Genomic DNA, 24,523 nt, shown 5'->3' on the forward strand with positions numbered 1-24,523 from the left:
TCTTTCGACGTTGGTACCCACTTTTTGGTATGCATAATTTAGTACTAACTATTGATATTTAGTTTTATGCCATCCCCATGCGTTCCATAAGCATTTTAATTTGTGCTTTCATTTCTGCATTTTCTGCATCTTTTCTAGCATTTTCTGCTTTTAATGCAGAAATTTCATCTTGCATTACATATACAGAGGAGATTGGACCACCTTTGTAACGTTCTGGGATATTGTCATCATCACCAGTACCGAAGCGATATGTGGCACCGATGTTTGCCATGCTCTTACCAGAGCCCATTGTAATTCCTGCATTGAACATAAAGTTTTCGTTAGCATAGTGTGCAATACCTAATGCTAATGCTTGGTTTCCATCATAAGAGCCGATGCCTGCCATGATTTGAGATTTTCTCAATGGATCGTAGCTTAATGGATTCATGGCTGCTAATGCTGCAGAATGTGCACCAACTTCGCTTACACGTTGGGAAGTTTTTTCTAAAGCAGCGCCAAGTTTATTTGTCACTTCTTTAACTTGACCAACAGTAACTGCATCTGTATCTGCAACACCTGGAGCAACATTGGTAATACGATTACCACCATTATTTAAGCCATCTTTTGTTAAGCTTACAGGTTTCGTAGGGTCACCTGTACTTGGAGCAATGCTAAGACCTGCACCATCCATTTTCACAGAACTATCTACTACAGGTTTTCCATCTTTGTCTTTTACAACATTGCCGTCTTTATCTTTTTTGTAGTTGTTGTAATCAGAACCATTCAAGCCAGTGATTTTACCGTCTTTGATTTCTACTTTAGATACTGTACCATCCGCATTTTTGCTTACTACGGACAAGCCTTTATCAGTAATAGTTGTAGTATTAACGCCTTCTTTTGTAGGAACACCGTTTGCATCTGCTGGAGCACCTGCTGTGATACCACCATTTTTGATATCTACTTTAGATACATTGCCCTTTGCATCTTTAGTGGCTACGGAGAAACCATCTTTATCCATAGATGCAGCAGAACCTTCTTTTGTAGGAATGCCTTTATCATCTACTGGATCTCCAGCGCTTACACGACCATCTTGGATTGTTACTTTAGATACATTACCTTTTTCATCTTTAGATGTTACAGAGAAACCATCTTTATCCATAGATGTAGCAGAACCTGCTTCTGTAGGAATACCTTTTGCATCTGCTTGAGCACCAAACCTACCCATGTTAGCTGTTACACTACCTTCTGGACCGTTAAGTTTAACTTGGTTGCCATTTTTACCATCGCCAAGTGTTACAGTGTCTTTTAATTTCACTGTGAAAGTTTTTACACCCTTGTCATTAGTTGTAGATTCAGATACATCAATATTACCTTCACCTTGTACATGGATTAGGTCTGTAATAACTTTTTTACCTGCCGGAGTTAAATCTCCCAAGTTTCTAGCATTGTTAATACGTGCATCTAGTGCACCAATAGCAGCACCTACAGAAGTAACTGGCTTTTTGGACGCTGGATTTGTACCATCTACGGTAATCTCAAATTTTGGTGCAGAGATAGTACCGTCTTTTTGTACCTTAGCACCACCACCAATGGCATTCGCTATAGATGTATTCGCATTAAAGATTTGGTTACCATTTACAACGTCATTAGAACCTTTTGCAATAACACCGTCCTTGACATTTGTAATTTTGTTACCACCATTGTTTAAGCCATCTTTTGTTAAGCTTACAGATTTCGTAGGGTCACCTGTACTTGGAGCAATGTTAAGACCTGCACCATCCATTTTCACAGAACTATCTACTACAGGGTTTCCATCTTTGTCTTTTACAACATTGCCGTCTTTATCTTTTTTATAGTTATTGTATTCAGCACCATTCAAGCCAGAAATCTTACCATCTTTGATTGTTACTTTAGATACATTGCCGTCTTTATCTTTAGTTGTTACGGAGAAACCATTGTCTCTATCCATAGACATTGCAGTACCTGCCTCCTTAGGCTCTCCTTTTTCATTTACCGGAGCACCCGCTGTTAGACGGCCTTCTTTGATGTCTACTCTAGATTCTTTACCATTTTCATCTTTGTACACTGTGGACAAGCCTTTATCATTGATAGTTGTAGTAGCCACTTTATTTGCTGTAGGAACGCCACTATCATCTGCTGGAGCACCGAAAACACCATCTTTTGCTTTTACTGTTTTAGCTGTTACACTACCATCTTTACCGTTGATACCTACTTGGTTTTCACCTGTACCGGCTTTAATAGTGGCATCTGTACCATTGATAGCAACAGCATTTGCACCTTTACCAGCTGTAATAGTACCTGTATCTCCATCTAAAGATACGGCTTTATCACCTTTACCTGCAGTTACTTTATTTGCTTGTACACTACCGTCTTTGCCATCAAGTTTAACTTGTTTGCCGTTTGCACCGTCACCAGCTGTAATAGTGCCATCAGCACCATTCATTTTAACTTCTTTGTCACCTTTACCAGTAGATACAGTTCCTTTAGGTCCATCTAATTTAACTTGCGTATCACCAGTGCCTACAGTCACATTACCATCTTTACCATCTAGCTTAACTTCCTTGTCGCCTGTGCCAGCTGTAACACTACCATCTTTACCATCGATTTTAACAGCTGTTTTACCATTTGGATCACCAGCCACAATAGTTCCTTCGTGTCCATCAAGTTCTACGCCTGGATCATTAGCATGATCTCCATCAGGATCATTTGCATCATGTTTACCAAGTGTAACTTTTTCACTCAATGTTGCATGGAATGTTTTAACTCCATTTTCCATTGTAGAAGTAACAGTAATGTTTTTATCACCTTTAACATCGACGCCTTCGCCAGCTAATTCTTTGATTTTATTTTTGCCAGCCTCAGTAAGTCCTTCCATATTTTTCAATTGCGTAATATCGGCCGCTGCCGCAGAATGAGCATTGTTTAAACGTTCATTCATGGTGGACAATGCTTCGCCTACATTATGAGCCGCAACATCTTTATTATCTTTATCTTTTACTGTAAATGTTGGTTCTGTAACATTACCATTTTCATCTACAGTCGCACCACCGCCAAGATATTTAGCCACTTCGGCTTTTGCTGCATACAACTGATTTCCAGTCACCGCATCTTTAGAGTTTTCAGCAATCTTACCATCTTTCAAATTAGATAATGTCGTCGGGCCCCCTTTACCATCTGGATTCACGACGCTAGCTTTTAGGTTATCTCCTTCTACAGCTTTAGCTGCACCTACTTTATTACCATCTTCACCTACGTCTTTAGCTAAGTAGTATTTACCATCATTAGCTTTTACCAAACGTTTACCATCAGCATCAGTGTATACAACTGACCCAGCTTCACCATTACGTAATGCATTCACTTTATCTGTCAAGGATTTACCATTCAAGCCATCTTGACCAGTTAATCCTTTATCAGCCGCCGTAGCATCTGGATCATCTGCAGATTTACCTGTAGCACCTTTACCATCACGTCCATCAGCAGCTGTGTCCCCTAATTTAGAAATGTTAGCTAACTCTTTTTTTACTTTGTCAGATAAACCAACAGTAATGGTATCGCCTTTAGCTTCCGTTTTGATTTCATCAGTGGCACCTTTTACTTTTAGGGTTTTCTCTTTTAAGTTCAATGATAATTTAGTAGCACTATTATCATCATCGTCAGCTGATTCTGTACCTTTATCATCGATTGTTGTATCGCCAGCGAAGGACAATGTTGTATTAGTACCTAAGTCAGTTTTTAAGGCCTCTAATTTACCTGCCATAGAATCATTTGTTACTACATTATCAGTAATATTTTTTTCAATAGCCGCAATTTTTTCATCAGCAGCAGCGATTTTTTCACCTTGTGCCGTCACTTTTGTATCGATGCCATCCACTTTAGTGGTTAATCCCGCGAGATCCTCTTTTGCTTTATTAGCAGTTCCTTCTACTGTATCTACTTTAGTTTTAAGATCTCCCAAGCCATTTTTATTCTCTTCCACACCAGCTTTTAGTTTAGTGATATCACCTTCAGCTGCAGTGACTTTACCAGCTACTTCATCTAATTTTGCTTTGGAGGCAACACCTTTAATCGTAACATTTTCATCAGCAATTTCAGTATTCTCACCATTTGCTTTTTTCAATGTTACATTGCCATCACTATCCACTTCATATTCGCCTTTTACAACATGTAATTCAGCAGATTTATCAAGTTTGCCTTCTTTTAAATCATTGACACCCGTATTAGCAGCTGCTTTTGCTTCATCTACAGCCTTTTTAAGAGCTACCGCATTTTCAGCTTTTTCTGTTTTTAAACGTTCATTTAATTCAGTTTCATCAACTTTATTACCTAAGGCAGCTACCATTTTATCAAGTGCTGCACTATCTACTTTACCAGATAATACATCTTTTAAGTCATTAATAGCTTTTAAGTCAGCCTTTTTAGCCATTTCGTCTCTGAAAGTATCATTACTTACTTTCGTAGCTAATTCAGCATTGACTTCACCAATTTTGGTATCTAAATCATCTTTACTTGCTTTTTTATCTACTTCTGTTTTTAAATGTTCTAAAGCAGTTTTACTTGCAATACCAGTAATTGTGACAGCTTCCTCTGTTTTGACAGTACCGGTTCCATCTACTTTATCTAATGTGACAGTACCTTCACTATTTACCTCATAGGATCCCTTTTTAACATGTAATTCAGCAGTTTTGTCTAATTTATTGTTTGTCAAATTAGTTACATCAGCTGCATTTGCTTTTTTATTTAATTCTGTAGTTAGATCATCTTTATTTACTTTTTTATCTAATGCTTCTTTTACTTTGCCTGCCGTAACAAGTTTATTCGCATCACCACTAGCAGTCACGTCATTAGCCAAGTTAGGTGTTACACTAACCTTACCATTTGTATTCGTAACAGAAATGGCATCCTTGTTTCCACTTTCAATGGTATTCACTTCGCTCTTAGATGCAATAGTTACGGCATTGCCATTTGCTGTTAAGGTGATATTATTACCCGCTACTAATTTTACTTTATGAGCTTCTGCATCACCTTCAGTTGTTTTAGGCACTAAATCTGTAGTAGTGGATCCATTCACCACACTTACTGTACTTACTGTGTCATTGCGTAATGCTTTTAATTGTTTTACGTTTACTGCATCAGTATCATTAGTACCACTTGCTACACTGATAATACGACGAGTGATACTGCCTCCATTACCTACAGAAACAACGCCATGATCAGTGTTATTGACAGCATCTTTTGTTAAGTAACCAGTAGTCGCTGTACCATCAGCTGCTGTGGTAGTAGACCCTTCACCTAATGCTACAGAATTAGTTAATGCAGAATTGGAATTTCTACCGATAGCAATAGCACCTGCCGCAGATGCTTTTGCGGTATTACCAAGGGCAATGGTACTATGTCCAGATGCAGTTGTGTTATTGGAGCCAATACCAATAGCACTTTGACCTGTAGCTTTGGAGTTATAACCAATAGCTACCTGACCACCTGTGTCCACACCTTCTTCACCAGCAGTCATATTAGAACCAATCGCTACTGCTTGGTTACCATATACTCGTGTGATATAACCAATAGCAGTCGTACCATTTTGTTTAGAAGTAATATCATAACCAAGGCCTACCGATTTAAAACCATCTACGTTAACTATACTACCAATTGCTGTAGATCCATGTTGTCTAGCTACTACTGTAGAGCCAATAGCCGTGGTAGCAACACCTGAAGCTGTTGCAGTAGAACCCATGGCAATGGAATTACTACTATTGTCCACTGTTTTAGATCCAATCGCAATCGATTGCGTTCCAGATGCTGTTGGAGCTTCTGCTGCATCAGTACCAGCACTACCAATAGCAATGGATTGTACACCGCTAGCAGAGGCATTTTTACCTGCAGCCACTGCGCCTGCTGCGGAGGCACTAGCCCCATTACCAGCAGCCAATGCACTATCTTGTGAGGCTTCACTAGATTTACCAACCGCTGTAGCATTAGCTCCTGTAGCTTTCGATTGATCACCTACCGCTACAGTGCTATCTGCTGTGGCTTGTGCTTGATTACCATAGGCTACTGCTGCTGTTCCAGTAGCGTTAGATTGGTTACCAATACTAATGGCTGTATCCTTCGTAGCATTTACTTTGTTACCAATAGCAATAGCAGATAACGCTGTCGTCACTGCTTCATTACCGATGGCTACTCCTTTTTCACCTGTGTCAGCACGACTCAAACGACCAATGGCGATAGAACTTTGCATACCTGCGTTTGCACGAGTACCGATGGCAACACTATCACTACCTAAAGCTTGTACTTTTCCAAAATTGGCCCCCGAACCAATAGCTACTGCATTTTCTGCAGTGGCGTTAATACCATTACCCATTGCTACAGAAAATCGTTTTGTTACAGAAATACCCTTACCAATACCTACAGAGCTATCACCAGCTACCTCCACGGTTCGACCGATTGCTACCTCTGCACCGGCTGTTGCGTTCCCTTCAGGAATTGCCGCTTGTACATTTGTCACTTGTGCACTCACTGCCAAAGCTGCTAATACACTAGCTACAGCAATTTTCTTTTTACCTGTAGTGTTTTTTGCTACTTCTGAAACTACGATGTAGCACTGCTTAGACTTACTCCAAATAACTTTGAATAACTTGTTCATTGTGATAATCCTCCCTTTTTCTGGTCATCAAACCTTGAACTATATATATTTATATTTGTTAAATATAAACTGCCCCATTTATCGATGTAACTTATACATCACTACATAGTCAATAACATATCACTTTTACATGTTTCAATCTTAAATTTTATTATAAAGAAATACATTATCTACTTCTTATTATACATATCTTTACTAAAAGTACTAGTATAATTTTGATTATTTTATTCACTTTTTGTAATAATCAAAACTTTTTTATCACTCCAAGTCTATATTACGCTATACTGCACACTTCGTTAAATCTTTAAATGCAATTACAAAAGCATTGAATTTCAACGTTTTTAAAATCCTATTATGTTTTATACTTTTAATTATATACATTTCATCGGTTTTTTTCAATATTGCATATTTCATCATTTTACAAAAAATCACTATCACATACTGTAGTCCATTTCTAACATGTAAAATGGACACCACGTCTTTCGACGTGATGTCCATTCTTTCATAGAGCGATAAGCTATCTCCTATTGAGTTATTTTGCTGCTAACATTTCAATACGTTCCATAAGCATTTTCATTTGCTCTTTCATTTCAGCATTTTCTGCTTTTAATGCACTTACTTCGTCTTGCATTACATAGACAGAAGAAATTGGACCGCCTTTGTAACGTTCAGGAACCGCACTATATTCTCCGCCAAATCGATATGTCACACCTGCATTGACCATGTTGCTTCCATCGCCAACAGCAACACCTACATTAAATAGAGTATCTTCGTTCGCATAATGAGCCACACCTAATGCTAAGGCTTTGTTACCTTTATAGGAGCCAACGCCTGCCATGACTTGAGATTTTTTAAGAGGATCATAGCTCAATGGATTCATCGCTGCTAATGCCGCTGCATGAGCACCTGCCTCATTCACACGGTTATTTAAAGCATGTGCTGCTGCACGTACTTGACCTACTGTGGCTGCATCCGTATTAGCTGTACCTGCTGCTACATTGTGAATTTGGTTACCACCATTGTCTAGACCATCCGCTGTTAAGGAAACAGTCGGTTTATCTAAACCTTTTACTGGTGCAATCGTAATACCTTCGCCATTGACTGTAGTTGTCACTAGACGAATCGGATTACCATCTTTACCTAATTGATGTTTCACAGATCCATCTGCATTCTTAACAATTTCTTTAGAACCATCTGGATTTGTTTTTATTTCAGGTAAGTAGTAGTCGTAGGATGTGGAACCATCTTTCATTTTCACATCTTTCGCTAACTTAACAGTCATAGTAGCTGGCTTGCCATCTTTAGCTTCTGTAGATACAACACCGATATTATCATCTGTTAATGCTTTAGTAGCTCCACCTTTAATAGCTAATGTATCGCCTAAACCAACTGTCACTGTGTTACCAGTATCACCTACAAATACTCGACCACGGGCCAAGGTATCCATTACATCTTTCACTTGACCTTGCGTTGCCACTACACTGCGATCTGCATCAGTCACTACTTTAGCTGGATCCCACTTCGTATTTGTCAAACCAGATACTGTACCATTTTTGATTTCTACTTTAGATGTAGTACCATCAGGGTTCTTAGTCGTTACTGCTATACCATCTGCTGTAACAGTTGTATTAGTTCCTGTAGAATCTCCTAATTGAACTGTCTTAGCATTTACTGTATTAGCTTTCACTGTATCAGCTGCTACTGCTTTGCTTGTAACAGTACCTGTTGTACCATCTACAGTAATTTTCTTATCACCAGAACCAAATGTAACTGTGTCATTCAATTTTGCTGTGAAAGTTTTTACTCTAGTAGTGCTATCAGTACTTGGTGTGACAGTAATACCATGTTCACCTGTTACATTGATCAAATTAGTAATTGTATCCTTACCAGTATTTGTCAGGTTGCTTAGATCTTTTGTGGCAGAATTACCTTTTAAGCTTTCAATCTCTTTATTTGCTTTTGTGATATCACTCGCATTTTTTGCAATGGCTGTTGTATTAGCACCAATTGCTTTTGTATTAGATTGAATAGCGGATGCATTGTCTTTAATTGCTTTTTCATTAGTAGCAATTTTGCCTTCTGCTGTAGTAACACGGTTCTCTACTGTTTGAATACGATCTGTATTAGATTTAATAGTCTCTGTATTGTTCTTAATGTCTTGGGCATTTTTCTTAATATCTTCTGCATTTTTAGCAATCGCTTTTGCATTTTCGCCAATTTGTTTTTTATTCTCTGCAATACCTTGTTTATTAGTATCGATATCTTTTCTATTAGCTGCAATATCTCTTGCATTGTCAGCAATTGCATTTTTATTGGCAGCTATGGCTTCTTTATTAGCATCAATTGCTTTCGTATTCGCTGCAATATCATCTTTTGCCTTAGTCATATCACCTTGAAGCGTTGTGATTTTGCCTTCTGCACTGCCCAAACGTGTATTTAGATCAGAAATCTTACCCAGTTCCGCTTTCGCATCTGCTGTTAAATCCACTGTGTATTCACGTTCACCCTTAGCATTTAAGGTACCACCAGTAACAGAAACACTACCATTATCAGCTGCTTTTACAGTTGTATCACGACCGTTTACAGTGTATGTTGTGTTACCATCTTTTGTTTCAGATGTTACAGTCACATTATTACCAGCTGTAACTTTTACTGCATCTCTTGCTGCTGTTTTTGCTAAATCAGCCACTTTATTCTTACCATCTTGAGATAAGTTGCTTAAGTTTTTATCTGCTGCATTATCGATAGCATTACGAGTTGCTTCATTCAAGCCGAATACAACTTTACCATCTTTATCAGCTGCAATTGTGATACCCGCTTTTGCTGCTTCAGCAGTAGCTGCTGTACCATCACCAGATACGAAGTTCAAACCTTTTTGTAATGTTACAGTCTTAGCATTTGCATCTTCTGCGCTATTAGCACGATATGTGATAGATGCCTCTAAATTAGGGGCTACTACTTTCGCATTGCCAAAGTCGACTGTAGCTGGTGTAGCAGGGTTGGTACCTTCTGCCTCTTTTTTAGGTTTCAAGGTAATGGTAGCATCACCATTTTTAATCACTAGGTTATCTTTGCCATTACCAGCGATTTCTTTGATATTGCCAAGATTTTCTGCTAATTTCACATCAAGATCATTGTTATTTTTCACAACTTTGATGTTGTTTGTTTCAGCATCTGTGCGTGTGAAGTTGTCAGCACCTTTAATTGTTAAAGTTTCACCTAAGTTACGATGTACTTTACCAACATCTGTTGTGTCATTGCCCGTGAAATCTAACCCTTTATTGCCAAGGACAGTGTTTGCATTATTGATACGACCATCTAATTTAGAAATCGCATCGCCTACATTCTTAACTGCTTCTGTACCTGTGCCATCATCTTTTGTGATGTTGTATGTAGGGCCTGTGAAAGTACCATTTTCTACTTTAGCACCACCACCTAAGGCTGTGGCTAAATCAGATTTAACAGTGTGTAATTGTCCGCCGTTTACAGCGTCTTTGGAATCTGCTGCTACTTTTCCATCTGCGATGTTGGACAAGGTAGTTGGCGCTGTAGTTTCTCCATTAGGATTTACCACACGAGCTTGTGGAGTTGTCACTTCTTCTGGTTTTTTACCTTTGTTTTCCTCAGCAGTTTTTACAGTACCGTCAGCTTTTACTTCATCAGCTTTGTAGTATTTACCATCTTTTGCTTTTACCACACGGTCACCAGCATCATTAGTATATACCACAGATCCAGCTTCTCCATTACGTAATGCATTTACTTTATCTGTTAACGTTTTGTCATTCAAGCCGTCTTTACCAGTTAAACCAGTTGCACCAGATGTACCATTCACACCATCACGACCATTAGATGCTGTATCACCTACATTGTTAATAGCATTTAATTTTGCTTTTACTGTGTCAGATAAGTCTAATGTGTAGGCACGAACTTTTGTCGTAGCATCTGGAGTACCGCCGGAAATAGCCAAGCTATCTGCATTCACTGCTACTGTTGTATCATTAGCATTTACTTTATATGTAGTGACACCTGTAGTAGTCGTTGTATCAGTTGTAACAGTGGTGTTAATACCGTCTGCTACAGTAACTGCTGCTTTAGCTGCTTCGCCTGCCAACTCTTTAACTTTATTTTTACCAGCATCAGTTAAATTGCTTAAGTTTTTATCCGCTGCATTGTCAACTTTTTCACGAGTCGCTTTGTCTAAGCCAAACGTTACTTTACCATTATCTTCTGCGGTAATAGCTAAGCCAGATTTAGGACCTTCTGCAGTAGTCGTAGCATCTGTACTTGCTACGAAATTAAAGCCATCAGCTAATTTAACAGATTTAGCATTTGTTGCTGCTTCATCGTTGGCACGATATTTGATGGACGCATCTAAGTTAGATGCTACTACTTTTGTATCGCCAAAATCGACAGTAGCTGGTGTAGCAGGATTAGTACCTTCTGCGTCTTTTTTAGGTTTCAAGGTAATGGTAGCATCACCATTTTTAATCACTAGGTTATCTTTTCCATTACCAGCGATTTCTTTGATGTTGCCAAGGTTTTCTGCTAGTTTTACATCAAAACCATCACCTGCAGTATTTTTCACTACATCAATATTATTCTTAGCATTAGCCTCACGAGTGAAGTTTTCTGCACCTTTCACTTTTAAAGCTTCACCAAGATTGCGATGTACTTTATCTGTGTCAGCAGCATCTTTATTGCCATAGAAATCTAAGCCTTTATTACTAAGAACAGTGTTCGCATTGTTGATACGGCCATCTAATTTAGAAATCGCATCACCTACATTATTCACAGCTTCTGTTGTATTACTGCCATCATCTTTAGTGATGTTGTATGTAGGGCCTGTGAATACACCGTTTTCTACTTTAGCACCACCACCTAATGCTGTAGCTAAATCAGATTTAACAGTGTTCAATTGTCCACCGTTTACAGCATCTTTGGAGTTTGCTGCTACTTTGCCATCTGCGATGTTAGACAAGGTTGTAGGAACTGTAGTTTCTCCATTACCATTCACAACACGTGCTTGTGGATTCTCTACTACTTTTGGTGCTTTACCGTTATTTTCCTCAGCAGTTTTTACAGTACCATCAGCTTTTACTTCATCAGCTTTATAGTACTTACCATCTTTTGCTTTTACCACACGGTCGCCAGCATCATTAGTGTACACTACAGATCCAGCTTCGCCATTACGTAATGCATTCACTTTATCTGTTAACGTTTTGTCGTTTAAGCCGTCTTTACCAGTTAAGCCATTTGCACCATCACGTCCGTTGGAAGCTGTATCACCAAGTTTATCTAACTTGTTTGTTACTTTTTCATCTAAGGATAGAGTAATGGTTCCATTGTTAGCCACAGTTTTGATTTGATCAGCTGTACCAGCTACTTTTAAAGTACCTGTCGCTAATGGTAAGTTCAAGTGATCATCACCATTTGCCGCACCTTCGTTAGTATCGCCAGCATAACGCAGATTTGCATTATTAGTCACTGTTGTATTTAAGTTTTTAATCGCATCATCTACATATTTTTTATTCGTTGCATCGCCTTCTGCTTCTGCTTTAGCCACATTAGTGATTTTCATGTCACCGGCATTGATACCATCTTTACCGATTGTTACAGTTTTAGTTTCACCCGCTGCACCGTCTGCACCTACTGCAGTATTAGCGATGGATACACCATCTGCTCCTAATGTAATTGTAGAGCCTGGTTTACCTGCTCCAGTAGCATTACTAATAGATTTGATGTTACCAAGGTTTTCTGCTAATTTCACATCAAGATCATTGTCATTTTTCACAACTTTGATGTTGTTTGTTTCAGCATCTGTACGTGTGAAGTTTTCTGCACCTTTGATCGTTAAAGTTTCACCTAAATTACGATGTACTTTCGCAGTTGTACCATTACCTGTGAAATCTAAGCCTTTATTAGCAAGCGTAGTATTCGCATTGTTGATACGACCATCTAATTTAGAAATCGCATCGCCTACATTATTCACAGCTTCTTTCGTATTGCTACCATCATCTTTAGTGATGCTGTATGTAGGACCTGTGAAGGAGCCGTCAGCATTGACTTTAGAATCTCCACCAAGCGCTGTAGCTAGGTCAGATTTCACAGTATGTAATTGTCCGCCGTTCACAGCTTCTTTGGAGTCTGCTGCTACTTTGCCATCAGCGATGTTGGACAATTTGGTAGGAACTGTAGTTTCTCCTTTAGGATTTACTAAACGAGCTTCTACAGTGGTAGCTGGTTTTGCACCATTCAATACATTGCCATCTTTATCTACATCTGCAACTTTATAGTATTCTCCATCTTTAGCTTTTACTAAACGTGCACCATTTTCATCTGTATATACTACAGATCCAGCTTCGCCGTTACGTAATGCATTTACTTTTTCAGTTAATGTTTTGTCGTTTAAGCCGTCTTTACCAGTTAAGCCTTGTGCACCAGATGTGCCATCTTTGCCATCACGTCCGTTGGAGGATGTATCGCCAAGTTTAGCTAATTTGTCTGTCACTTTTTCAGCTAAGGATAAAGTAATCGTTCCATTGTTAGCTACAGTTTTGATTTGATCAGCTGTACCCGCTACTTTTAAAGTACCAGTTGCTAATGGTAAGTTCAAGTGATCTTCACCAGCTGCTACACCTTCGTTAGTATCACCAGCATAACGTAGATTTGCATTATTCGTCACTGTTGTATTTAAGTTAGAAATCGCATTATCTACATATGCTTTATTCGCTGCATCGCCATCTGCTTCTGCTTTAGCTACATTAGTAACTTTCATGCCACCAGCATTGATACCGGCTTTACCGATTGTTACAGTTTTAGTTTCACCTGCTGCACCGTCTTGGCCTGCTGCTGTATTAGCGATAGATACACCATCTGCTCCTAAGGTAATGGTAGAGCCTGGTTTACCTGCTCCAGTAGCATTACTAATGGATTTGATCTTACCAAGGTTTTCCGCTAATTTCACATCAAGATCATTGTCATTTTTCACAACTTTAATGTTGTTTGTTTCAGCATCTGTACGTGTGAAGTTATCTGCACCTTTGATTGTTAAAGTAGTACCTAAATCACGGTGTACTTTAGCAGTTGTGTCATTACCTGTGAAGTCCAAACCTTTTGTAGTCAATGCATTGGTTACATTTGTACCTGCTTGGGTAATTTTAGTAGATAAATCATTGTAATTTTCAGTAACTTTTTCACCTAATTGTGTTAATTTTTCTGTATTTCCAGAAATCTTAGTATTCTGTGCTGCATTGGTAGCATCTAATTTTTCAATAGCATCCTTAATCGTAGTGGCATCATCTTTAGTACCAGCCGCATTAGTAATGCTAAACGTTGGTCCTGTAATTTTGCCATTTTCATTAATTGTTGTACCACCGATGATAGCACCAATTTCAGATTTAGCAGTATATAATTGTCCACCGTTCACAGCTTCTTTGGAGTCTGCTGCTACTTTTCCATCTGCGATGTTGGACAAGGTAGTTGGCGCTGTAGTTTCTCCATTACCATTCACAACACGTGCTTGTGGATTCTCTACTACTTTTGGTGCTTTACCCTTATTTTCCTCAGCAGTTTTTACAGTACCATCAGCTTTTACTTCATCAGCTTTATAGTATTTACCATCTTTTGCTTTTACCACACGGTCACCAGCATCATTAGTATATACCACAGATCCAGCTTCGCCGTTACGTAAGGCATTTACTTTATCTGTTAAAGTTTTGTCATTTAAGCCATCTTTGCCAGTTAAGCCTTTCGCACCAGATGTGCCATCTTTACCGTCACGTCCGTTAGAAGCTGTATCTCCTACTTTTGCTAATTGAGCTTTTACAGTTTCAGCTAATCCAACTGTAATTGTATCTCCTTTGGCTGTCGTAGCGATTTCATTTTCAGCGCCATTCACATGCAATGTACCTGTTGCCAAGGATAATCCTACTTTAGCTACACTTTGATCTTGTGCGTCTTTTGTTACATTACCAGCAAAGTTTAATGTTGCATTACCAGATACAATATTTCCTAAATTAGAAATAGCCTCATCTACATATTTTTTATTTGCTGCATCGCCATCTGCTTCTGCTTTCGCTACATTAGTAACTTTCATGCCACCAGCATTGATGCCATCTTTACCGATAGTGACAGTTTTAGTTTCACCTGCTGCTCCATCTGCACCTGCTGCTGTATTAGCAATAGATACACCATCTGCGCCTAAAGTAATTTTGCTACCTGGTTTTCCGTCTGCATCAGCATTAGTGATAGAAGTGATATTTTTCAAGTCACTAGCAAGTTTTACATTTAATGTATCTTCTGCAGTAGCATCTTTTTTCACAGAGATATTGTTTTGACCGTGGATGTTTAAAGTTTCTCCTAATTTACGAGTTACTTTATCTGCTGTTGCATTATCACCAGCAAATACCATGCCTTTCTCAACGATACCATCTACTTTTCCTTCTAAAGTTGTTACTTTTCCTGCAGTTTCAGAAATCTTAGTATTTTGTCCAGCATTGGTAGTATTTAATTTATCAATAGCATCTTTAATAGTTTTAGCTTCTTCTGTTGTACCATCTGCTTTAGTAATGTTGAATTTTGGTCCTGTTACAGTTCCATCTGCTGTAATATTAGTACCACCTATAACAGTAGATAAACCATCTACTGCTTTTAATTTTCCTTTAGTAGCTGCAGATAAATCTAAGGAATACTTACGTACTTTATCTGTACCTAAATCGCCACCAGTAATGGCAAGGCCATCACCTGTTACAGCCACAGTTGTATCGTTTGCATTTACTTTATACGTAGTTACGCCTGCAGTTGCTGTATCTTTTTCAACAGTAGTATTAATACCGTCTGCTACTTTCACAGCATCTTGTGCTGCACCTTTTGCTAGCTCTTTAACTTTATTTTTGCCATCATCAGATAAATTGCTTAAGTTTTTATCTGCTGCATTATCAATAGTGCTACGAGTCGCTTTATCTAAACCAAATGTTACTTTACCATTATCTTCTGCACTAATAGCCAAACCAGATTTAGGACCTTCTGCTGCGGTATCTGTAACGTTACTTACTACAAAGTTAAATCCATCGGCTAATTTAACAGATTTAGCTTTTGCTGCTGCATCATCGTTGGCACGATATTTAATGGATGCATCTAAATTAGATGCTACTACTTTCGTTTCACCAAAGTCGACTGTAGCTGGTGTAGCAGGATTAGTACCTTCTGCATCTTTTTTAGGTTTCAAGGTAATGGTAGCATCACCGTTTTTAATCACTAGGTTATCTTTTCCATTACCAGCAATTTCTTTGATATTACCAAGGTTTTCTGCCAATTTCACATCAAAACCATCACCTGCAGTATTTTTTACTACATCGATATTATTCTTAGCACCTTCAGCACGAGTAAAGTTCTCTGCACCTTTCACTTTTAAAGCTTCACCAAGATTGCGGTGTACTTTATCTGTATCAGCAGTATCTTTATTACCGTAGAAATCTAAGCCTTTATTACCAAGGACAGTGTTCGCATTATTGATACGACCATCTAATTTAGAAATCGCATCCCCTACATTGTTCACAGCTTCTTTTGTATTGCTACCATCATCTTTTGTGATGTTATATGTAGGACCTGTGAAAGTACCATTTTCTACTTTAGCATTACCACCTAATGCATTAGCTAGGTCAGTTTTAACAGTATTCAATTGACCGCCATTCACAGCATCTTTGGAACCTGTTGCTACTTTTCCATCAGCGATGTTGGACAATTTAGTTGTACCACCAGTTGTTGTACCATCTGGGTTCACCACACGAGCTTCTACAGTAGTAGCTTTTGCTGCACCATTCAATACATTACCTGTTGCATCTACATCTGCAGCTTTATAGTATTCTCCATCTTTAGCTTTTACTAAACGTGCACCATTTTCATCTGTATATACCACAGATCCAGCTTCGCCGTTACGTAATGCATTTACTTTATCTGTTAAAGTTTTGTCATTTAAGCCGTCTTTACCAGTTAAGCCTTGTGCACCAGATGTACCAGCTTTGCCATCACGACCATTAGAAGATGTATCACCTACTTTTGCTAATTGAGCTTTTACAGTTTCAGCTAATCCAACTGTAATTGTATCTCCTTTTGCTGTCGTAGTGATTTCGTTTTCAGCACCATTCACATGTAATGTACCTGTTGCCAAGGATAAACCTACTTTTTCAGTTGCTTGATCTTGCGCATCTTTTGTCACATTACCTGCAAAGTTTAAGGTAGCATTACCAGATACAATATTTCCTAAATTAGAAATCGCATCATCTACATATTTTTTATTTGCTGCATCACCTGCTGCTTTAGCTTCTGCTACATTAGTGATTTTCATACCACCAGCATTGATACCATCTTTACCGATTGTAACAGTTTTAGTAGCTCCATCTTTCGTGTTAGCGATAGATACACCATCTGCCCCTAATGTAACTGTAGAGCCTGTTGTACCATTTCCACTGCTGATAGATGTGATATTTTTCAATTCACTAGCAAGTTTTACATTTAATGTGTCTGCTGCAGTACCATCTTTTTTCACAGTGATATTATTTTGACCGTGGATGTTTAAAGTTTCTCCTAATTTACGAGTTACTTTATCTGTTGCTGCATCATCACCAGCAAAAGTCATACCTTTATCAACGATATCTTTTACTTTACTTTCAGTTTCAGAAATCTTAGTATTTTGTCCAGCATTGGTAGCATTTAGCTTATCAATAGCATCTTTAATAGTAGTTGCTTCTTCTGTTGTACCATCTGCTTTAGTAATGTTGAAAGTAGGTCCTGTTACAGTACCATTTGCACTAATTGTAGTTCCACCAATTACATTAGTCGCTATATTTCCTACAGCAGCTAATTTACCTTTAGTAGCTGCAGATAAATCTAAGGAATACTTACGTACTTTATCTGTACCTAAATCCCCACCAGTAATGGCAAGGCCATCACCTGTTACTGCCACAGTTGTATCGTTAGCATTTACTTTATATGTAGTTACGCCTGTAGTCGTTGTATCTTTTTCAACAGTAGTATTAATACCATCTGCTACTTTCACTGCATCTTGAGCTGCGCCTTTTGCTAGCTCTTTAACTTTATTTTTGCCATCATCAGATAAATTGCTTAAGTTTTTATCCGCTGCATTGTCGACTTTTTCACGAGTCGCTTTATCTAAACCAAATGTAACTACACCATTAGCACCTGTTGTGATTGCTAATCCAGATTTTGGTACATTTGTATCTGCTGCTGTATCTGTAGCTGCAGTGAAGTTAAATCCATCTTGTAATTTAACTGTTTTCTTAGTATCTCCATTACCTGCTTTATAAGCAATACTTGCATCTAGGTTCTTAGCAATTACTTTCGCATCACCAAAGTCAACTGTACCTTTGTCTCCACTAGTTGGAGCTTTTACAGTCACTTTTGTATCGCCATTTTTGATCACTAAATCACTAGTACCATCACCAGAGATTTCTTTCATCTTAGCAAGGTTTTCTGCTAATTTCACATCCAGAGCATCGCCATTTTTAACAACTTTGATGTTGTTCTCAGTTGCTGCACGACTGAAGTTTTCTGCACCTTTAATTGTCAAAGTAGTACCTAAATCACGGTGTACTTTACCAGCATTAGTTGTGTCATTGCCTGTAAAGTCTAAGCCTTTAGTCACTAATGTGCCATTAGCTGTAGTAATACGAGTATCTAATTTGCTAATTGCATCACCAACATTAGATGCTGTTTCTGTGCCTGAACCATCCGCTTTTGTAATGTTATATGTAGGGCCTGTGAAAGTACCATTTTCTACTTTAGCACCACCACCTAATGCTGTAGCTAAATTTGTCACTTTTTCTACAGTATCAGAGATTTTTGTATTTTGTCCCTTATTCGCTGCATCTAGTTTTTCGATGGCCTCTTTAATAGTTCCAGCATTTTCAGCAGTACCATCTGCTTTAGTAATACTGAAAGTTGGACCTGTTACAGTACCATCTGCAGCAATTGTAGTTCCACCAATCACATTGGTTGCTAAATTTCCTACAGCAGCTAATTTACCTTTAGTATCTGCAGATAAATCTAAGGAATATTTACGTACTTTATCTGTACCTAACTCACCACCAGTAATGGCAAGTCCATTTCCAGTAACTGCTACTGTTGTATCATTAGCATTCACTTTGTATGTCGTTACACCTGCAGTTGCTGTATCTTTTTCAACAGTAGTATTAATACCATTAGCAACTTTCACAGCATCTTGTGCTGCTGTTTTTGCTAATTCTTTGACTTTATCTTTACCAGTGTCAGATAAATTGCTTAAGTTTTTATCCGCTGCATTGTCAACTTTTTCACGAGTCGCTTTATCTAAGCCAAATGTAACTACACCATTAGTACCTGTTGTGATTGCTAATCCAGATTTTGGTACATCTGTATCTGCTGCTGTATCTGTAGCAGCTGTGAAGTTAAATCCATCTTGCAATTTAACTGTTTTCTTAGTATCTCCATTACCTGCTTTATAAGCAATACTTGCATCTAAGTTCTTAGCAATTACTTTCGCATCACCAAAGTCGACTGTACCTTTGTCTCCATTAGCTGGAGCTTTTACAGTGACTGTAGTATTGCCATTTTTGATTACTAAATCTTGCGAACCAGTGCCAGCGATTTCTTTCATGCCAGATAGTTTATCAGACAATTTAACAAGCAGACCATTGGCACCATTAGCAGCATCTTTTTCTACACGAATGTTAGTATTCGTTGTAGTAGACGTGTAATTCGCACCACCTTTGACAGTTAATGTTGTATCTAAAGTACGTGCTACACCTTGATTATCGTCACCAGTGAAAGTAATCGCTTTCATCTTGAAAGTATTATAGTCAGACTGCAATGTATCTAGGACAGATTTTTTAGCAATATCTTTAATCGTAACGCGAGTAGTTTGATCTTGGTTATTACCATTTTGTTGAATCAAAGAAGCAGTACCATCAGTATTAACAGTGTACTCACCTGATTTGATGTGCATCTCAGCTGTTTTATCAATTTTATCATCAAGAGCTGCTTTTACTTTGCCAGAGGTAACAAGTTTGTTATCCTCATTCGCTGCTCCTACAGAACTAGCAACATTCGGTGTAATCGTAACAGCACCATTGTTATTATTTACTGTTAAAGCAGCTGTATTCCCACTAGTTACTGTTTTCACAACATTTGTTACATTCAACGTAACAACACCATTGGAATTAGAAATGGCAATATTGTCGCCTGCTTTTAAAGTAACACGTTTCTTAGTTTGATTATTCACAGTTTGAGGTTCTACATCAGTTGGGTTAGCATCTCCCGCATTTTGTGTACGTAATAACCACTCATTCTTTTCTAATGCTTTCAACTGTTTTATATTGACTGCATCATAATCATCAGTACCACCCGCTACACTGACAATACGACGTGTTATAGTAGCTGTTCTATCAGAATCATTTCGTTTATTACCAACGGAAATCACACCATTACCGCTATTGTTAGTAGATTCACCAGACAAATATGCTGTTTTTCCAGCTCCATCTGCTTCCGTTGTAGTAGACCCTTCACCTAGTGCTACCGAATGTGCTAATGCAGCATTCGCATTAGAACCTAATGCCATGGCACTTGCTGCTGTTGCTTTTGCTAATGTACCGATGGCCGCTGAATTATCTCCAGACGCAGTGACTCTATTAGTATCATTCACCCCTGCACCAATACCGATGGCATTTTTGCCGGATAAATTAACAAAATACCCTAGAGCCGCACCTGCACTCGCTCCGGCTTCAACTGTATTGCGGGCACCCACACTAACCGCCTGATTACCAGCCACTGAAGAGGTATAACCAATATTCGTACTACCCGTATCAGTAACTGTCAAATCATAACCAACTGCAACAGATTTGTCACCCGATACTACAGCATTTCTACCGATGGCAATAGCACCCAATCCTTGAGACTTCGATAAATACCCAACAGAAATACCATCTGATGTTGTTGATTCAGTATCAATACCAACAGAGACAGATCGTATCCCTTTAGCTTTAGCACGCAAACCTACTGCCACACCTTCTTCTTGTGTTGCCGACGTATTTGTACCTACCGCTACTGCACGTGCTCCAGCTGCTGATGCACTGTTACCAACGGCAGTAGAGGTTTCACCTGTGGCACTAGCAGATGTACCTGCTGCAAAGGCATGTGAATTGGTTGCTTGAGCACCATTACCAATCGCTGTAGATGATTCTCCTGTCCCTTGCGCGGATGTACCCAATGCAATAGCATTAGCTTTCGCCGTTGTGGCACCATTACCAATTGCTGTGGCGGAGGTTCCAACTCCCTTGGCAGAGGTACCAAAAGCAATTGAGTTTTCACTACTTGCTATTGCTTTTTTACCAATCGCTGTTGATGCGACAGCATTACCTTGTGTTGATGTACCAATAGCAATAGCATCTTGACCTGCGGCAATTACTTTTTCACTAGTTTCACCGCTAGATCCAATAGCAATAGCATTTTTAGCCTTTGCTCGTACATCATAACCTATCGCTGTAGAGTATTGAGCCTCTTCAAGCGTTTCATTTGTAGAACCAATATTGACAGACTGATTCCCTTTTGTAAAGGAATTATACCCAATAATTGTGCTACCAGAAGCCTTATTGCTAGCTATAACATTAGTACCAATCGCTGTGGTATATTCTCTTAAGGATTGAGCATTTCTACCCATAGCAATTGAAACACTACCTGTCGCTTTAACTCCTGAACCAATGGCTATCGCTTTTTCACCAGTTGCCTCCGTCTGAATACTATCATTGTCATTACCAATACTGATAGCACGATTACCTGATGCCTTTACTTTGTAACCAATACCCACTGCTCCTGCACCAGACACCTCTGAATTAGAGCCCGCACCAAAAGCCTGATTACCACTAGTTGTTACTGTATAACCGATAGCTGTTGCACCACCACCAGTCGCCTTAGCTGCATTACCAAATGCACTATCATTCGCATTTTCAGCTCGAGAAGAGCTACCTACAGCAATTGTATTTGCAGTCTGTGCCTGCGCATCATTACCAATTGCTACACCATTTTCACCACCGGATACAGCCGATGTACCTAGGGCAACAGAACTTACCGCAGAAGCTTCTGTTTTATAACCAATAGCTACCGCCTTTTCTGCCGTAGCTTCTGTTTTTTCTGTATTATCAGTATATGATGATCCATTACCACCACCAATTGCCACCGCATTAGCAGCCTTAGCAGTAGCACTTCTGCCTAATGCCAAAGCATTGCCACCTGTTGCTACAGCCCGTATACCAATAGCTGTATCGCCCCATTTATTATAATCAGAAATAGTCTTTTCAGGGTCTTGATTGATATCTGGTCCTGGTTTTCCATCCTCATCATATACATTAGCCCCTGCCAAGGATTGCCAACCAATCGCTATAGATCCATTTCCATAGCCTCGAGAACTAACACCAAAGGTAGTAGCCCCTTCTTTCATCGCACGGGCTTGTTCCCCCATAGCAATACCATGAAGCTTTGCTCGTGTATTATAACCTACACTTACACCATAGTCTCCATTAGCTTCAGAACTACGACCAACTGCAACACTATATGAATACCCTAAAACTTGTGCTCCTTGTCCAACTGAAACCGAGGAATTCCCCATACTTTTGGCTCCTACACCAATGGCAATACTAGGTTGAACCGTAGTGGAACCATCGTTGTGTATTACAGTTCCATCACTAACACTACCATATCCTATCGCAATAGACCCAGGAGTTTTTGGATTACCCCCTCCTTGTGAGACCTCTCCAGCTGCATCAACCATATTAGTTATAGCTCCACTACCCACAGCCATAGTCGCCAAGATACTAGCTACAACGATTTTCTTTTTACCGGAATGGTTTTTTGCCATTTCAGATACAACAATATAGCATTGTTTTGACTTACTCCAAATGACCTTAAAAATTTTGTTCATTCTAAACTCCTATACACATATGTTTACAACATTTACATAACAAACAAGTGATACTTATTTACAATATATGCCGCTAATCTAAGCACTTATGGCACAAAAAAATTGAATGCTTACGTATTTCATAATCAACTTATTAAAATAGATAAACATTCATTATTATTTTATATATATTTACACACCATCCTTTTGGGACACCTCATCCGGTCTCTCTTTTCACACTAAATACCTAACACAAACTACTTTATTAAAAAAATAATTTTTCCATTCTATTATATACTAATCTGGTGCACATTGGAATAGTTTTTTTCACAAAATTTATTCTTTTTATCCAAATTTGTATCTGAAAACATCAATGTACCAATATTTTTTGCATCTACTCTTGTACATATATAGTAAAACTACATAACCATATCGAATTAATTGGAAATGGATATATTTTTCCTCCTACTTTTATAGGTAATTCTATTTCTCAATTATTCTAATTACATATATATGCCTCTATAAGCTTAACTGTACCAAAACAAGAACGTATCGCTTACTTTGCATAAAGATTCAATATAAAACTACCAAACTATCTTCAAATGCAAAAATTTTAACTATCTTGGACACCGGTTTCTTTTCATTCACCAAGTTTTGCCAATACCATCAAAATCAAAGTTCATGACTGCATCATAAGCATCCTAGATATATCACCAATAGAACCCTCTAGCCTTATTCGCCACGGAAATAGAGTAGTATTTTTTCTTACACTATTCTATACTACAGATACAGACAAGAAGAGCCATCAACGTGTGAACGGCGTTAGGCTCATCTCAAAATTTGGAAATATGATGACGCCTAACATGTTGAGGTTAGCAGACCTCTTTGTGTTAGGTATGTTCATAAATCAGAGAAATTAGAATCCAAAAAAGGACAACACATAGTGTTGTCCTTTTTCAGTAGGTGATGCCTCCATCACCAAGAGCTCTTAAGAGCCATATCTAAGTATCTATTATACTATCAGAATTACTATATTCAGTCAACTCATTATTTATAGAGAATACTGCATTTTCCCTGACAGCATTGTTTTCCACTGTCCATAATTAGAACATCCCATACGTTTTAACAACTTTTGATTCAATTTATTTCCCGCAAGATATCCCATTCTCCGGTGATTAGAATAAAAGAACTTTTTCATCAATTGTTTTAACTCTATCAAGGATTCAAAATATCCTAAAATTTTGAGCACATCAAATAAAGATAGTTTTGAGTCCTGATACCCATAATGTTTTTGAGGATTTAATGAAAATGCCTTCACTACATTAGAATTAACCTTATAATATGTAGGTGTGGTAAAGTGATTAATTACAGATGTATGTGCACAATTATTTCTCAAACACAGCAAAAAATCCATCATGTTCAGGAACTCTGATCGCTTACTTTTCTTTAATTTAAAATCACTTAAAACATCCTCTAGTACATCATCTTGCAAATAGTGTAATAATCTAACAGTCTCTCCAAACGTTAAGGTTTCTATAGACACCCAAAAAGGGACTGCGACATTCTTATGTGGAATCTTATGAATATCTCTATATACTGCAACATTCGCTGGTGCTATATACTTTTTTGATTGATAAAACTTCATGTCAATATGATCATTCCTATCAATCAGATTCGTTAAGTAAAATGGTTTAAAAAGGATAAAATCAGCAAACTTACTGTATATTTTTTTATTTTGTTCATTGACAAAGGGATAATTTAGAGAATATGGGCAATATGTAACACTCGATGTATTTGTATCACTAGGGTCCATAAAATTTGATTTATTGGTATATTGCATCGTATCATTAAGCATCGTACAATGCCGTTTCGAAAAATGATATGCAATTGAGGTCTTTAACTTCTCTTCTACCTTATTTAGCCTTGAAAATATAATA

At 38.3% G+C, this 24,523-nt stretch carries 3 protein-coding genes; all 3 read right to left on the reverse strand.

The window, feature by feature from the left end; translation table 11 throughout:
- Window positions 1–64 precede the first annotated feature (64 nt).
- Window positions 65–6,640, reverse strand: coding sequence for a YadA-like family protein (locus tag EO111_RS00465; RefSeq protein ID WP_127010184.1), 6,576 nt, complete (start codon window positions 6,638–6,640; stop codon window positions 65–67).
- Between the two features lie 532 nt (window positions 6,641–7,172).
- Complete coding sequence (locus tag EO111_RS00470; protein ID WP_127010185.1) at window positions 7,173–22,607, reverse strand: YadA-like family protein; 15,435 nt, start codon at window positions 22,605–22,607, stop codon at window positions 7,173–7,175.
- Between the two features lie 1,030 nt (window positions 22,608–23,637).
- On the reverse strand, window positions 23,638–24,523 hold an 886-nt coding region (locus EO111_RS00475; protein WP_164727576.1), incomplete at its 5' end, for an Abi family protein.

Source organism: Veillonella sp. CHU594 (assembly GCF_003992265.1).
In the GTDB taxonomy this organism is placed as follows: Bacteria; Bacillota; Negativicutes; order Veillonellales; family Veillonellaceae; genus F0422.